The sequence below is a fragment of the Bradyrhizobium archetypum genome (assembly GCF_013114835.1).
Taxonomy (GTDB): domain Bacteria; phylum Pseudomonadota; class Alphaproteobacteria; order Rhizobiales; family Xanthobacteraceae; genus Bradyrhizobium; species Bradyrhizobium archetypum.
Genome location: NZ_JAAVLW010000003.1, coordinates 102657 through 116592, shown reverse-complemented (window position 1 = coordinate 116592; position 13936 = coordinate 102657). Strand labels below are relative to the sequence as shown.

The window sequence follows — 13936 nt, the reverse complement described above, 5'->3', positions numbered from 1 at the left end:
TGCGGCGCGCCCAAAATGGCATTGCCGCGCAAGCGTTAACGCCATATTTCTGGAGTCTAACGGGGCCGAAAGCCTCAACTCACGGAGCTGTCATGGCCGCGGAAATTCGGACCTTCACCTGTCTCAGCGACAATTTCGGCTATCTGATCCATGATGCCGCAACCAAGGCCACCGCATCGATCGACGCGCCGGAAGCCGGCCCGATCATCAAGACGCTGGAGCGCGAGGGCTGGACGCTGACCGATATCCTGATCACGCACCACCATCACGACCATGTCGGCGGCGTCGCCGAGCTGAAGCAGAAATATGGCTGTCGCGTCGTTGCCCCGCACGACAAGTCCACCAAGATCGCCAATGTCGATCTGCGCGCGGGCCATGGTGATGTGATCAAGGTGGGAAGTCTGCTGGCGCGGGTGCTGGAAACGCCGGGCCATACGCTCGACCATATCTCCTATGTGTTCGACACAGAGAAGGCGGTGTTTGCCGCCGACACGCTGTTCTCGATCGGCTGCGGCCGCGTGTTCGAGGGCACCTATCCCATGATGTGGGACTCGCTGTTGAAGCTGCGCGCGCTGCCGGACGATTTCAAACTCTATTGCGGCCACGAATATACGGCGTCCAATGTCAAGTTCGCGCTCACCGTCGACGGCGACAACCCGGCACTGAAGGCGCGCGCCGAAGAAGTGACGCGGCTGCGCGCCGAGAACAAGCCGACGATCCCGGTGCTGCTCGGCGAGGAGAAGAAGGCCAACGTGTTCCTGCGCGCCGATGAGCCGTCGGTCGCGGCGGCGTTGCACATGAAGGGCGCGAGCGCCGACAAAGTGTTCGGCGAACTGCGCGAACGCAAGAACAAGTCCTGATGGCGCTTTCGAAAGAAGCTGCCGATATCATCGCGCGGCTCGATCTCCAGCCGCATCCTGAAGGCGGCCACTACCGCGAGACGTTTCGCGACGAAAGCGTGGACGCCGAGGGACGCGCGCGGTCGACCGCAATCTATTTCCTGCTGGCGCGCGGCGAGCGCTCGCACTGGCATCGCATCGATGCAGTGGAGATCTGGCACTATTACGCAGGTGCGCCGCTGACGCTGCAGATCGCTGACGATAACGGCCAACGCAGCGTGAAGCTGGGCGCCGATCTTGCTGGCGGCGAGGCGCCGCAAGCGACCGTCCCGCCGCATGCCTGGCAAGCCGCGGCGAGCAACGGCGATTGGACGCTGGTCGGCTGCACGGTGGCGCCGGGGTTCGAGTTTGCAAAATTCGAGCTGGCACCGAAGGGCTGGAAGCCGACGTGACGCCCTACTTTTTCTGCACCATATCCTTCGCTGCGATCAATCCGCCGCCGGCGATCAGGACCGCGGCGATGGCAATGGTGGCCGTCGCTTGCGCGAACCCTGCAACAATCAGAAACGCGGTCGAGAGCAGCGGCGTCGCGTAGGAGGCGGCGCCGAGCACGCGGATGTCGCCGCGCTTCATGCCGATATCCCAGACAAAGAACGCCGCGCCGACCGGGCCGACGCCGAGCGCGATGATGGCAAGCCATTGCCCGATCGTCTCCGGCCACGCGGTGGTCTCGACCATGCCGTGAACCAGCGCGGCGAGCAGCGCGGTGGCGAGGCAGAAGCCGGCCACCGCATCGGTCGGCACCGCCTTCAGTTTGCGCGACATCACTGAATAGGCCGCCCACACAAAAGCTGCGACGAAGGCCGCCGCCAATCCCGGGATCTGCCCGGGCGTAAAGCTGCCGGTATTGCCGGCGAACAGCAGCACGGTGCCGGCAAGGCCGAGCAACGCACCGATAATATGATGCGGCGCCAGCCGCTCCCCGGGCAGCAGTGACGAGAACAGCACGATCAGAAGCGGCCAGAGATAGTTCAACAGGCCGGCTTCCGCCGGCGGTGCAAAGCGAAGCGCGAGGAAATAGAGCGCGTGATAGCCGAACAATCCGCCGACGCCGACGACCCAGGCGACGGGCGGCTGCTTCAACGCATTGAAGGCGGCGGGTCGGAACAGGAAACTCGCAAAGGCAACCAGCGCCCCGATCGCGAACGTCATGGCGGCGAGTTGGAACGCGGGGATCTTGCCGGTCGCGACCGTCAGAACCGACAGCAGCGACCACATCAGGATCGCGGTCAGTCCGATCAGGGTAGCGGTACGAGGAGTCATGGTCTCGTCATTGCGAGCAAAGCGAAGCAATCCATCTTTCTTGCCTGTATAGCTAAGATGGATTGCTTCGTCGCTAGCGCTCCCTTGCGCAAACGCTTCGCGTTTGTCGCTGGCAATAACGGAAATCGGTCACACCATGTATTGCCCGCCGTTGATGGTCATGGTCGAGCCGGTGATTCCACTCGCCTCATCGGCGGCGAGGAACACCACGGCGCGGGCGATCTCCTCGGGCTCGCCAAGGCGGTTGACCGGGATCAGCGGCAGAATGCTCTTCTCCAGCACCTCCTTCGGCACCGCCTGCACCATCTCGGTGTTGATGTAGCCGGGGCAGATCGCATTCACGGTGACGCCTGCCTTGGCGTTCTCCAGCGCAAGCGCCTTGGTGAAGCCGATATCGCCGGCCTTGGCCGCGGAATAGTTGACCTGGCCGAATTGTCCCTTCTGGCCGTTGATCGAGGAGATGTTGATGATGCGGCCGAACTTGCGGGCGCGCATGCCCTCGATCACCGGGCGCGTCATGTTGAACAGCGAGCCGAGATTGGTGTTGATGACCGCGTTCCATTGCTCGAGCGTCATCTTGTGGAAGGCGCCGTCCTTGGTGATGCCGGCATTGTTGACCAGCACGTCGATCGGCCCGAGATCGGCCTCGACCTTCTTGACGCCGTCGGCGCAGGCATCGAACGAGGAGACGTCCCATTTGTAGACGGGGATGCCGGTCTCGGATTTGAATTTCTCGGCGGCGGCATCGTTGCCCGCGTAGCTTGCCGCAACCTTGTAGCCCGCAGCCTTCAGCGCCTTGCTGATCGCAGCGCCAATGCCTCGCGTCCCCCCCGTAACCAATGCAACACGTGCCATGTCGTAGTCCTCCTTGGTAATCTCTCAGTACGCCGGAATTGTCCCGGTCTTTTGACGAATCTCAATCTTCAGGTCTTGAAGCGTTCTTGTATGCAAGCGCTCTTGGAAACGCTTGCATGAGACGAAAATGCCCGGCGCGAGACCGGGCATTTCATCTTTACCAATTCGAGCCGCGGTTGCGAGATGATCTTTTCATCATTCAACCGATCACTGTGCCTTTAGTTCAGTCGCGTGCAACGCACATCGCGATGCCCATGCCGCCGCCGATGCACAGCGTGGCGAGGCCCTTCTTGGCATCGCGCTTCTGCATCTCGTGCAACAGGGTCACCAACACGCGCGCGCCCGATGCACCGATCGGGTGACCGATCGCAATCGCGCCGCCGTTGACGTTGACCTTGGAGGTATCCCAGCCGAGGTCCTTGTTGACCGCACAGGCCTGCGCCGCGAACGCCTCGTTGGCCTCGATCAGGTCGAGATCGCCGACGTTCCAGCCGGCCTTCTTCAGGGCCGTGCGCGAGGCGGGAATCGGGCCGGTGCCCATGATCTTGGGGTCGACGCCCGCCTGGCCCCACGAGACGATCCGGGCGATTGGCTTTTTGCCCTGTCTGGCCGCCTCCTTGGCGGTCATCAGCACGACGGCGGCTGCGCCGTCATTGATGCCGGACGCGTTGCCGGCGGTCACGGTGCCGTCCTTCTCGAAGGCCGCGCGGAGCTTGCCCATCGCATCGAGGGTAGCGCCATGGCGCGGATATTCGTCGGTATCGACCACGACGTCGCCCTTGCGGGTCTTGATGGTGACCGGCGTGATCTCGTCCTTGAACTTGCCGGCCTTCTGCGCGGCCTCGGCCTTGTTCTGCGAGGCAACGGCGAACTCGTCCTGCTGGGCGCGGGTGATCTGGTACTGCTTGGCGACGTTCTCGGCGGTATTGCCCATGTGGTAGCCGTTGAAGGCGTCCCACAGGCCGTCCTTGATCATGGTGTCAACCAGCTCGAGGCCACCCATCTTGACACCGCCGCGCAGATATTGCGCATGCGGGGCCATGCTCATCGATTCCTGGCCGCCGGCGACGACGATCGAGGAATCGCCGTTGAGCAGCGCCTGGTAGCCGAGCGCCACCGAGCGCAGGCCCGAGCCGCAGAGCTGGTTGACGCCCCACGCCGGGCTTTCCACCGGGATGCCGGCATTGATCGAGGCCTGACGGGCCGGGTTCTGGCCCTGCGCCGCGGTCAGGATCTGGCCCATGATGACTTCGGAGACCTGGCCGGGCTCGACCCCGGCCCGCTCCAGCGCGGCCTTGATGGCGATGGCGCCGAGGTCGTGGGCCGGGGTGGTGGCGAACGCGCCGTTGAAGCTGCCGACCGGAGTGCGGGCGGCGCTGACGATGACGACATCGTCTGACATGGACATCTCCTTATGGGGTTTCTTGGGCTTGAGGTTCTTCGACGGCGGGCGGGCCGGATGGCGGGCCTGTCTCTCACCTTATCCTGTTAACCTCGTTGATCCATGTCAATCGGCAGGGCCCAAATTCGTGCCGCGGCGCATTCAAATTGATCCCCGCGAGTGTTTCCATAGCAGTGTCCATGCCTTGGAATTAACCGTGCCGCACAAAACGGTAGCCGAACCGCATTGAAAATGCTTACTTTGCTGCGTTTGCGTTGCTCGTCTGCCCGTCGGCGAAGCCGCCGGGTTCCCTGCTCTCGGTGTCGATGTGTGAGCTTATGGCAAAGTCAGACCAACCTACGACGATCAAGAAATACGCCAACCGGCGGCTCTATAATACCGGCACCAGCACCTACGTGACGCTCGAGGATCTCGCGGCGATGGTGAAGGAAGGCGAGGATTTCCTCGTCTATGACGCCAAGACCGGCGACGACATCACCCGCCAGGTGCTGGCGCAAATCATCTTCGAGCAGGAAAACAAGGCCGGGCAAAATCTGTTGCCCACGACTTTCCTGCGTCAACTGATCCGCTTCTACGGCGACAGCATGCAGATGGTGGTGCCGAAATATCTGGAGCAGTCGATCGATACGCTGACGCGCGAACAGGAAAAATTCCGCAAGCAGCTTGCCAACACGTTCAGCGGAACGCCATTCGCGCCGCTCGAAGAACATGTCCGTCGCAACATGGAATTGTTTCAGCAGACGTTCTCGATGTTCAAGCCGTTCGTGCCGCCACGCGCCGGAGCGGCCTCCTCCGAACCGGAGAAGGTGCCGGAGCCGGCGCTGGACGAAGACAATATCGATGATCTTCGCCGCCAGATGAAGGACATGCAGGAACGCCTCGAGCGCATGTCGAAAGAGCCGAAGAAGGAAGGGTAGAACTCTCCTTCATCTCACGTTCTCCACTGTCGTCCTGCGTTCGCGTGCGTTCGCAGGGAGGACGCGCGGAGAGAGCTAACTCGCTGCTGGCAGCACGGCGTCCGTTGCCGCGGCCCAAGGCCGCTGCGGCGAGGCGAGCCCGATCAGGCGGCCCTGGATGTAGTCGCAGCCCCATTCGCGCAGCATCACGGCGGCTTCCTCGTCCTGCACCCATTCCGCCACCGTCTTGATCTGCAGGCGGTTCGCCAGGTCGATCAGCGTATGCACGAAGGCGCGATCGTCCGCGGAGCGCGCGATGTTCTGCACGAAGGCGCCGTCGATCTTCACGATATCGACGCCGAGCTTGCGCAAGTTGCGGAATGAAGTGTAACCGGCGCCGAAGTCGTCGATCGCGATCTGGCTGCCGAAATTCTTCAACCGGGTGACGAAGTCACGAACATCGTCGATATCCTGGATCGCAACCGTCTCGGTGATCTCGACGATCAGCCGCTCGCCGACGCCGGGATGGGCCTGCATCAGCGATTCGATTCCCATCCACCAATCCGGGTCCATCGTGGTGTCGGGCGAGATGTTGAGGCTGAGCCGCACGCTCGGCGAAGCCGCAAGTTCGGCGACCGCGAGTTCGAGCACGCGGTGATCGACCAGCCGGATCAGGCCCAACCGCTCGGCCACCGGCACGATGTCGGGCGCCAGCAGCGCCCGGCCGTCCTCTTGCTCCATCCGCACCAGGCATTCGTAGAACGCCGGCTGCCGCGAGCGCGCTTCGACTACGGGCTCAAAAGCGGTGACGATCCGTCGCTCGTTCAGTGCGGTGACGATCTCGTCGGTGACGCGGATGTTGACGCGCCGCTGGGCGTCGCGTTCGACGTTCGGCTTCCACAGCGAGAACGATCCGGCGCGACGGCGCTTGGCGGCATCGAGCGTTTCCTGGGCGCGGTTGATCGCCTCATCAGGGTTGCGGGCGTAACGCGGGATACTGATTGCGCCGATCGAGGCCGTGACCGAGACGGGGCCGGATTTGGTCGGGATCACCTCGTCGCGGATTCCCGCGAGGAAGCGCTCGGCGGCGATATTGGTGTCGTCGACGGTGCAGTTCCTCAGGATCAGGCCGAACTTGTTGCCGGAGAACCGCCCGAGCACGTCGCCGGCGCGCAGCTTGGCGCGGATACGTTTTCCGACTTCGGCAATCACGGCATCGGCGACGTCGAAGCCGAAGGCGTCGTTGACGCGCGCCAGATGATCGATGCCGATCAGCATGAAGGCGGAAGCCGAGCGGAAACGCATGGCTTCCTCGATCGCTTCCGCCAGCGCCGCGACGAGATGCGTGCGATTGAGTTCACCGGTCAGCGGATCGTGCCTCGACAGCCGCATGAGCTGTTCGTCACGGGCGTGGCGCTCGTTGTTGATACGGACGATGCCTTGCGCCCGCACCGGCTTGCCGTCAGGCCCTGCAAACCAGCAACCGGTTTCCTCGATCCAGAGTATCGGCGCCGAGCTCGTGGCCCGCACGCCATATTCGATCCGATAGGCAACGCCCTCGCCGCTCCGCGCCGGCGCCGACTGCGCGAGCGCATCCGTTCGGATCGAGCGGGAGGGCTCGATCAGCTTAGCAAACCTGCTGCCGCTGGCGAGCGCTTCCGTCGGGATGTCGGCGAAGACATCAGCGGCATTATCGCTCCAGGTGATGGTGTCCGCGGCCAGGTCCCAGAGGAAGGCGGCCTGGCCCAGGGAGGCAAGGATGCTGGAGGCTTGCGGGACAGGGGCCATCAGGACGCCTCGATTCGGGACACCGCGGGTGATTCCCTCAAAAATTGAGGATAGTGGTTGTTTCGAAGGACAGGCTAGGCAAAGTTCATAAATAATCCGGAAACCATGTTTCACATGCTTCCCGGATCGGCCGGGAACGGATCGGGAGGGAGCGGCATAGGCCTTGCGAGGTCAGATCGCAGGGCGACGTAACGTCCCAAAATGTGACAGTTCAGCCGGTTACGGTGTGCGATGCTGGATATCGATCGATCAGAGGAAATTTTGGACGGCGAGTTCGTCAACCTCGATGAGCCGGCCTGCGTTGAGCTGGTGCCGATCACCCAGTCCGTTCACTGGTCGCAGAGAGCTGCCATGCCGCGGCCTGATCCGACCTTCCTTGCGCAGTTGATCGCGACCGCCGACCAGGCCTCGCAGACCCGCGGCCTCCGGCGCGCCTCGCTCGCGGATGCGCAGACGGCCTATGGCGCCAGCCAGACCCGGCGCTACGGCGCCGGCTTCCGGACGCGGCAAACCGTCTAGATCAGCGCTGGGGCGTATCCGGCTTGTCCGGCGACGGCGAAGGGCCCGAGCCCGGCTGCAGTCCCGGCGAGGCGATCTCCGGTGACGGAGCTTCCGGCGACGGCGCTGCAGACGAGGCCGCCTCGGGCATAGCGGCGGGCTGCGCCGGTTTCAGTTCGGGACGCTCGGCCGGTTTCGGTTCGGGGCGATCCGCCAGCACCGATTCGGCGACCGAGGCTGCCGCCGGCGTCGATGGCGCGGCAGGCGCTGGTGCGGCCGTTGCCGATGCCGGCATGGGCGCGGGTTCGGGTTCGGCTGCTGGCGTCTCGACTTTTGCCGCTTCCTTCGCTTTTGCAGCTTCCGCCGGCTGCGCGGCTGGCGCCGCCGCAACTGCACGCCGCCGCGTTCGCAACGCGAGGCCGGAGAGGAAATCCACCAGCGACAGCGCCGTCATCAGGAAATAGGTCGACGTGCCGAACTTCGGCCACAGCAAGAATTCGGCCGCCGCCGCGCCGAACACGATCAGCGACAGCAGATGGTCGGTGAGATATTTCGCGCCGGGGCGCGCGCCCTTGATGACCTCGGCGAGCAGCAGCAGGATGCTGAGCGTAAGCAGCACGTCGCTCAGCGTCACCGTCCATTCCGCCCCCGACATCAACGTCAACTTCACCAACGGGTCGGTGAACGACACGGTGGGCATCAGGAAGACGATGATGTTGTAGATCGCGAGCGGAATCAGAAGCAGCGGAAAACCGACCATGGGTATCGCGCCTTGCTAGGAAAACCGGAATGTCCCCCGGGCAAAGCTTCGCTTCGCCTTCAGGGAACCGTTGGCCCACTCGTTGGCCAAATTCGGGCAGACGCCGCTGGTCGCGACGCCTTATCCCCGAACCCCAGTCAGGATTCCTTCTTCTTCAGAACCTGGCGGCCCTTGTACATGCCGGTCTTCAGGTCGAGGTGGTGCGGGCGGCGCAGCTCGCCGGAATCCTTGTCCTCGACATAGGTCGGCTTCTTCAGCGCATCCGCCGAGCGGCGCATGCCACGCCGCGACGGCGATGTTTTTCTTCTGGGAACGGCCATAACGGTCCTCTAGGGGTGTTGTCGGAGGCATCGTCCAAATGCGGACGGCCCAGCGCTTCGCGCACGGGCTACGATGCCGATAAGGCCGCGCTTATAGAGGATGGGATGGCGTAAAGCTAGGGTAGCTTGCGGTAAAAGGAGCCGAAAATTGGCTCAAAAAGCACGATTTTCGCTCCAGCAGCGCTGCACGGCACCCGCCCGCGCGCTGTAGGTCGCGGCCAGGCGGCGTACTCCGGGGCCGGGATTGCGGGCGCTGCGCCTGACAGGATTGGGCAGAATCGCCGCCAGCAACGCTGCCTCGCGCGGTGTGAGCGTCGCGGCCGAGCGGCCAGAAGCGTAAAGGGAACCGGCCTCGGCCCCGAACTGCCCGGATGGGCCGAGTTCGGCGATGTTGAGGTAGATTTCCAGGATCCGCTGCTTCGGCAGCACGAGGTCGATCCACATCGCGAGCGGCAGTTCCAGCGCCTTGCGGATCATGCTGCGGCCCGGCCACAGGAACAGGTTTTTCGCCACCTGCTGGGTGATGGTCGAACCGCCCCGAGCAGGCTCGCCGTCCTCCGCATCATCGATCGCTTCCTGCAACGCACCCCAGTCCACGCCGCGATGGCTGCAGAATCTGGCGTCCTCCGAGCCCACCACCGAGCGCGGCAGGTAGGGCGAGATCGCGTTGAAATCGATCCATTGCCGCGACACCGGCGCGCCCGTGAGCCAGCGCCAGGCCATCAGCGCGGAGATCGGGTGACCCGTTCGGTAGAACGGCGTCACCACATAGGGGAGCAACAGCACCGCCAGCAGGACCAGCACTAGAATTCGGACAACGCGCAAATCGGATGCTTCCGGTTCGGCCCAAGCCGGCCCCCGGGGCGAAGAATAGGCCCCACCCAAGTGACATCTCCATGATATTTCGGGCGTTTTCCAGCGGTTTTGTGACTGATGTCATGGAATTGACGAAGCGCCCGCCATCAAACATTGTCCGGGCCGAATTGATCTGGAGCTATTCTTAATGACCACCGCCACTGCCGAATTTGCCAAACGACTGGACCAGACCGCGGAGGACACCGAAGCCCTGCTGGCGAAGCTACTGTCCGATGAGCTGTTGCCCGACGAGATCGCGCGGCCGAAGCGGCTGATGGACGCGATGCGCTATTCCAGCCTTAACGGCGGAAAGCGGCTGCGACCGTTTGTGGTGGTCGAAAGTTCGGCTGTGTTCGGCGTCCCGCATGAGGCCGCCCTTCTGGTCGGCGCCGCGCTCGAATGCATCCATTGCTATTCCCTAATCCATGACGATCTGCCGGCGATGGACAACAGCGACCTGCGCCGCGGCCGGCCCACGCTGCACAAGAAGACCGACGACGCCACCGCGATCCTTGCCGGCGACGGCTTGCTGACGCTTGCCTTCGACATCGTCACCCGCGACGAGATCCACAAGGACGCCAATGTGCGCCTGCTCCTGACGCGTGCCCTGGCGCGTGCCTCCGGTATCGGCGGCATGGTCGGCGGCCAGATCCTCGACCTCGCCGGCGAAGGGCGGTTCGGCGACCGCGAGCCGGTCGACGTGGCGAAGCTGCAGCAGATGAAGACCGGCGCGTTGCTCCGCTATGGCTGCATCGCCGGCGCGATCCTCGGACAGTCCTCGCCGAAAGAATATCAGGCGCTTGACGATTACGGCCGTGCGCTCGGCGAAGCCTTCCAGATCGCCGACGATCTGCTCGACGTAGAGGGCGATGCCGCCGCACTTGGCAAGCCGGCCGGCGCCGATGCGGCGCTCGGCAAGACCACTTTCGTCACCCAGCTCGGCATCGACGGCGCCAAGCAGCGCGTGCGCGATCTATTGGCGCGCGCCGATTCAGCGCTTTCGATCTTCGGGACAAAGGGCGATGTATTGCGGGCTGCCGCGCGCTTCGTCGCGGAGCGCAAGAACTAACGCGCATGGGAAGGCGAGCGGATGGACAAGGAATTCGAAAAGCACCTTGTTCGGTTCCGGAACCTGCCGATGCCAGTCCGCGTCGTCTACGGGCGACCGCGGACCTTCATCGCGATCGCCCTCGGCCTCGTCGTATTCTTCCTGCTGCCTGACACGCGGCGACTGGTAACGCGCCTTATCGTCGGCTGGGATGCCTTCGCCGCACTATACCTCGTGCTCGCCTACATCATGATGCTGCGCTGCGACGTCGGCCACATCAGGCGCAGCGCGGTGTTGCAGGATGACGGACGTTTCCTGATCCTGTTGCTGACCGCGTTCGGCGCCCTTGCGAGCCTTGGCGCGATCGTGTTCGAGCTCGGTGCCTCCAAGGGCAACCCGGCCGGGCTAATCCTGGCGACGGTCACGATCGTATTGTCATGGGTGGTGGTGCATACCGCCTTTGCGCTGCACTACGCGCATGATTTCTATCGCGGCAAGACGCCCGGCGGCCTGCAGTTTCCGAGCGGCGACGCGCATGCCGAGGCGGATTATTGGGACTTCGTCTACTTTTCGTTCGTGATCGGCATGACCGCGCAGGTTTCCGATGTCGGCATTACCGACAAGGTCATCCGCCGCACCGCGACGGCGCACGGCATCGTCTCGTTCGTGTTCAACACCGCGCTCCTGGCGTTGATGGTGAATATCGCGGCAAGCGCCATCTGAGCTTTGTCCACAAACTCGTCATGGCCGGGCTTGTCCCGGCCATTACAGTGTGGAAACTCCGGCCTTGCTACGGGCACACGCCCGACATGATAGCCCCATACGAGTGGCAACCCACCGCGCGTTCCTGACCGGTCAGCGGACGGCCCTGCTGGGACATCCCTGGAGCATTCGGGTTCTGCGAACGCGTCACAATCACCTGCCGCGGCTCCCGACCTTGCCGTGCCTCCCTGGGCCGCCGTGGTTCCGGGCTGTCGCGGCTTGCCACCGGCCTCTTGGCGCGGCGCTTCTCGCATTCATTGTCGTCGTTGAGGAAGGAGCCCTCGGCGCAGACGATCTTGGTGCAGTGCTCGCCCGCGGCCTTGAAGCCATGTTCGCAGACCAGTGGGCATACCCGCGATGACTTGAGCTTGATCGTATCGAGCGTATCGACGCTGGCGACCTTGGTATCGAGCTTGGTGCCGGCATAGCGGTTGAACTGCGTCAGCGAGCGCTGCGAGGCGCTGTTCCAGTTGCCATCGGCATTGCCGGTCAGGCAGCCGACGCGGCGCAGTTCGGCCTGTACCGATTTCGTAACGTCAGCCTGCGGCGGCCCTGCGGTCAGGGCGGCAACGTTCATGGGCTTGTCGGTTGCAGCCGGCGCCTTGTCGGCGGCGGCGCTTTCGGCGGCGACGCGCTTCTGTTCGGCCGCGGCCGCCTGTTCCTGTGCGACCTGCTTGGCCTTTTCAGCCGCAAGGCGCGCCTGTTCGGCGGCTTTAGCTTCGGCTTCCGCTTTCGCCTGTTGCGACTTCTGGGCGCCTTCGGCCGCGAGCCGCGCCCGCTCCTGCTCGGCCAGCCGCGCTTTCTCGGTCGCCGCAATGCGTGCTTCCTCGGCGGCGATCTTGTCGAGCTGAAGTTTTGCCAGGCTCGAATAGAAGCCATCGGGATATTGGGTGATGAAAGCGTTGAGCGCGCTCTTGTTGCCGATCTGCAGCGCGAGCTCGTAATCGCGGCGGGCTTCGGCCTGCGCGCTGAGGGCCGGTGCGGCAGGGGCCGCCGCCGCAGGCGCCGGACGCGCCGGCACCAGCGGCACGTCTTCACCGCCGAGCGAACCATACACAAAGGGTTCCTGCCGATTATTGGTGGTCTTGAGCACCTCGTCGCGGACAAAGCCGAAGGCGCGGCGCACGTCGAGCCCAGGCTTCGTCAAATGGTGCGACAGCGCCGTCGTGAAGGGGCTGTTCTGACCGTCGCCATCGGCTGCGGTGGAACCGGCCTTGGCCGAATAGGCGATCAGGACATTCGGGCTGGTCGGCTCGACCTTGGCAAGGCCCTGCCCGATCGCGCGCGAAGCGATCGTGCGTTTCATGGTCCGGGAAAACGGATTGTCGCGGCAGGCGTCGAGAATGACGAGGCGCAATTTCTTGGCCGGCTCGATCGCTATCAGGACGCGATCGAGCGAGAGGCCTTCGTCATAGATGTCGGTATCGCGTTCCAGCCGCGCGTCGACGGGAATCAAATAGTTCGCACCATCCACCTCGATGCCGTGGCCGGCATAATAGACCACGGCGATATCGGCATCGCGCGCGCGATCGGCGAAGTCGCGGAGCGTGCGACGGGTCTCGGCCGCCGCCAGGTCCCGGCGGGCATCGACGACATCGAAGCCCGCGTCCTTCAGGGTCGCCGCGATTTTGGAACTGTCGTTAACCGGATTGGCAAGCGGTGCGACATTCTGGTAGGCGGAATTGCCGAGGACCAGCGCCACGCGCTTCTCGGCAAAGGCCGGCTCGCTCACCAGCAGGAAGGCGGCGGCTGCCAGTGCCCATCGGCACAATTTTTGCGATCCAGATATCATCCTGACTCCTCCGGAGCCTCGTACTTTTTTACCACACCGGCCTGCCTATCAGAAGGATTGGGCGGGCTTTGTGAGTTAGGTCACGAACCACGCCAACGTGAATCGGCCCCTCGCTATAGTCCTTAGTCAGGCGAACAGGCCCGCAGGTTCGGCCACCGCCGAGGCTGTTTCCGCGCCGGTTCCCCTCGCAAGCCCACCGGACAAGCGCCATCTTCGGCTGCGATGCGAGCGTTCGCCCTTTCTCAATAGCGCAATCAGCCGGTTCATGGCTTAATTCGCCTTGAACAATTTCCGTTTTGCCGGGAGGAAAGCCGTGAATCCTGACCGATCGACCGTCGAAGCCGTGGTGCAGAACTATTTCGACGGCCTGTACGAGGGCGATGCCGACAAGCTCGGCGCGATCTTCGACCCTTCCGCCGATTTGCGCTGGCTTGAAAAGGGCGAGTTGCAGGTGCTGAGCGTTCCGGACTGGCTCGACCGCGTGCGCAAGCGGCCCTCCGCCAAGGCTGAAGGCAAGCCGCGCGAGGATTTCATCGTCACGATCGACCGCTCGGATGACCAGACCGCCTTCGTCAAGGTGCGCTGCCAATTGCCGCCGCGCTATTTCACCGACTATCTCGTGGCAATGAAACTGCGCGACGGCTGGAAGATCGTCTCGAAATCCTACCGCTACGATCTGCGCGAATAGTCAGGCTTGCGCCCGCGTGGGCGCGCGGGGTGAGCCTGCTGCGGGTTGACCTGATGCCGGATCGATCCTACCGCGCGAGTTGCGTGGGCCCTGCGCATTGACCTGATGGC

Annotated in this window: 15 protein-coding genes; 7 read left to right on the top strand and 8 right to left on the bottom strand. The window is 63.8% G+C overall.

The features are described from left to right. Nucleotides 1–92 precede the first annotated feature (92 nt). Nucleotides 93–860: a hydroxyacylglutathione hydrolase gene (gene gloB, locus HCN50_RS09200; protein ID WP_171709330.1), complete on the top strand. Its 768-nt coding sequence runs from the start codon at nucleotides 93–95 to the stop codon at nucleotides 858–860. Continuing rightward, nucleotides 860–1291 (top strand): cupin domain-containing protein, encoded by a 432-nt coding sequence (locus HCN50_RS09195; RefSeq protein WP_171709329.1) that lies wholly within the window; start codon nucleotides 860–862, stop codon nucleotides 1289–1291. Before gloB ends, HCN50_RS09195 begins: the two co-directional genes overlap by 1 nt. Before the next feature lie 4 nt (nucleotides 1292–1295). Here HCN50_RS09195 and yddG read toward each other — a convergent pair whose 3' ends face one another. The 3 genes from yddG to HCN50_RS09180 all read right to left on the bottom strand — a co-directional run bounded on the left by yddG (nucleotide 1296) and on the right by HCN50_RS09180 (nucleotide 4419). Further along, a complete protein-coding gene (gene yddG / locus HCN50_RS09190) occupies nucleotides 1296–2162 on the bottom strand; it encodes an aromatic amino acid exporter YddG (RefSeq protein ID WP_171709328.1) in 867 nt (288 codons plus the stop codon). A 129-nt stretch (nucleotides 2163–2291) separates the two neighbouring features. Beyond that, nucleotides 2292–3017, bottom strand: coding sequence for an acetoacetyl-CoA reductase (gene phbB / locus HCN50_RS09185; RefSeq protein WP_171709327.1), 726 nt, complete (start codon nucleotides 3015–3017; stop codon nucleotides 2292–2294). Between the two features lie 223 nt (nucleotides 3018–3240). Continuing rightward, the gene (locus HCN50_RS09180) at nucleotides 3241–4419 is read right to left on the bottom strand and encodes an acetyl-CoA C-acetyltransferase (RefSeq protein WP_171709326.1); all 1179 of its coding nucleotides are present in this window, start codon (nucleotides 4417–4419) and stop codon (nucleotides 3241–3243) included. A gap of 317 nt (nucleotides 4420–4736) precedes the next feature. Between HCN50_RS09180 and phaR the strand changes: the two genes are divergently transcribed. Further along, a complete protein-coding gene (gene phaR, locus HCN50_RS09175) occupies nucleotides 4737–5336 on the top strand; it encodes a polyhydroxyalkanoate synthesis repressor PhaR (protein WP_171709325.1) in 600 nt (199 codons plus the stop codon). Between the two features lie 75 nt (nucleotides 5337–5411). Here the strand turns inward: phaR and HCN50_RS09170 are convergent, their stop codons facing one another. Further along, nucleotides 5412–7103 carry a bifunctional diguanylate cyclase/phosphodiesterase gene (locus HCN50_RS09170; RefSeq protein ID WP_171709324.1) on the bottom strand — a complete coding sequence of 564 codons (1692 nt, stop codon included), beginning with the start codon at nucleotides 7101–7103 and terminating at the stop codon, nucleotides 5412–5414. A 231-nt stretch (nucleotides 7104–7334) separates the two neighbouring features. Here HCN50_RS09170 and HCN50_RS09165 point away from each other — a divergent pair, with 231 nt between their 5' ends. Continuing rightward, on the top strand, nucleotides 7335–7622 hold the full coding sequence (locus HCN50_RS09165) for a hypothetical protein (RefSeq protein ID WP_235976867.1): 288 nt from the start codon (nucleotides 7335–7337) through the stop codon (nucleotides 7620–7622). Nucleotide 7623: 1 nt separating this feature from the next. Here the strand turns inward: HCN50_RS09165 and HCN50_RS09160 are convergent, their stop codons facing one another. The 3 genes from HCN50_RS09160 to mtgA form a co-directional block, all read right to left on the bottom strand. Further along, on the bottom strand, nucleotides 7624–8361 hold the full coding sequence (locus tag HCN50_RS09160) for a hypothetical protein (RefSeq protein WP_171709323.1): 738 nt from the start codon (nucleotides 8359–8361) through the stop codon (nucleotides 7624–7626). Between the two features lie 137 nt (nucleotides 8362–8498). Continuing rightward, entirely contained in the window at nucleotides 8499–8681 is a 183-nt protein-coding gene (rpmF, locus tag HCN50_RS09155; RefSeq protein ID WP_024509484.1) for a 50S ribosomal protein L32, read from the bottom strand. Between the two features lie 153 nt (nucleotides 8682–8834). After that, the gene (gene mtgA, locus HCN50_RS09150) at nucleotides 8835–9506 is read right to left on the bottom strand and encodes a monofunctional biosynthetic peptidoglycan transglycosylase (RefSeq protein WP_171709322.1); all 672 of its coding nucleotides are present in this window, start codon (nucleotides 9504–9506) and stop codon (nucleotides 8835–8837) included. Between the two features lie 178 nt (nucleotides 9507–9684). Here mtgA and HCN50_RS09145 point away from each other — a divergent pair, with 178 nt between their 5' ends. Then, on the top strand, nucleotides 9685–10605 hold the full coding sequence (locus HCN50_RS09145) for a polyprenyl synthetase family protein (protein WP_171709321.1): 921 nt from the start codon (nucleotides 9685–9687) through the stop codon (nucleotides 10603–10605). Between the two features lie 69 nt (nucleotides 10606–10674). Continuing rightward, nucleotides 10675–11307 (top strand): DUF1345 domain-containing protein, encoded by a 633-nt coding sequence (locus HCN50_RS09140; RefSeq protein WP_376700273.1) that lies wholly within the window; start codon nucleotides 10675–10677, stop codon nucleotides 11305–11307. Between the two features lie 67 nt (nucleotides 11308–11374). Here the strand turns inward: HCN50_RS09140 and HCN50_RS09135 are convergent, their stop codons facing one another. Then, nucleotides 11375–13138 (bottom strand): caspase family protein, encoded by a 1764-nt coding sequence (locus tag HCN50_RS09135; protein WP_171709319.1) that lies wholly within the window; start codon nucleotides 13136–13138, stop codon nucleotides 11375–11377. Nucleotides 13139–13451: 313 nt separating this feature from the next. On the opposite strand from HCN50_RS09135, the gene HCN50_RS09130 reads away from it, so the two are divergent. Then, nucleotides 13452–13826 carry a nuclear transport factor 2 family protein gene (locus tag HCN50_RS09130; protein ID WP_171709318.1) on the top strand — a complete coding sequence of 125 codons (375 nt, stop codon included), beginning with the start codon at nucleotides 13452–13454 and terminating at the stop codon, nucleotides 13824–13826. The last annotated feature ends 110 nt before the right edge of the window (nucleotides 13827–13936 follow it).

Bases quoted from the DNA above. Each gene is read 5' to 3' on its own strand.
- HCN50_RS09135 (WP_171709319.1), bottom strand. From the start codon at position 13,138: ATGATATCTGGATCGCAAAAATTGTGCCGATGGGCACTGGCAGCCGCC.
- phbB (WP_171709327.1), bottom strand. From the start codon at position 3,017: ATGGCACGTGTTGCATTGGTTACGGGGGGGACGCGAGGCATTGGCGCT.
- gloB (WP_171709330.1), top strand. From the start codon at position 93: ATGGCCGCGGAAATTCGGACCTTCACCTGTCTCAGCGACAATTTCGGC.
- HCN50_RS09160 (WP_171709323.1), bottom strand. From the start codon at position 8,361: ATGGTCGGTTTTCCGCTGCTTCTGATTCCGCTCGCGATCTACAACATC.
- phaR (WP_171709325.1), top strand. From the start codon at position 4,737: ATGGCAAAGTCAGACCAACCTACGACGATCAAGAAATACGCCAACCGG.
- HCN50_RS09170 (WP_171709324.1), bottom strand. From the start codon at position 7,103: ATGGCCCCTGTCCCGCAAGCCTCCAGCATCCTTGCCTCCCTGGGCCAG.
- rpmF (WP_024509484.1), bottom strand. From the start codon at position 8,681: ATGGCCGTTCCCAGAAGAAAAACATCGCCGTCGCGGCGTGGCATGCGC.
- yddG (WP_171709328.1), bottom strand. From the start codon at position 2,162: ATGACTCCTCGTACCGCTACCCTGATCGGACTGACCGCGATCCTGATG.
- HCN50_RS09180 (WP_171709326.1), bottom strand. From the start codon at position 4,419: ATGTCAGACGATGTCGTCATCGTCAGCGCCGCCCGCACTCCGGTCGGC.
- HCN50_RS09140 (WP_376700273.1), top strand. From the start codon at position 10,675: ATGCCAGTCCGCGTCGTCTACGGGCGACCGCGGACCTTCATCGCGATC.
- HCN50_RS09195 (WP_171709329.1), top strand. From the start codon at position 860: ATGGCGCTTTCGAAAGAAGCTGCCGATATCATCGCGCGGCTCGATCTC.
- HCN50_RS09145 (WP_171709321.1), top strand. From the start codon at position 9,685: ATGACCACCGCCACTGCCGAATTTGCCAAACGACTGGACCAGACCGCG.
- HCN50_RS09165 (WP_235976867.1), top strand. From the start codon at position 7,335: ATGCTGGATATCGATCGATCAGAGGAAATTTTGGACGGCGAGTTCGTC.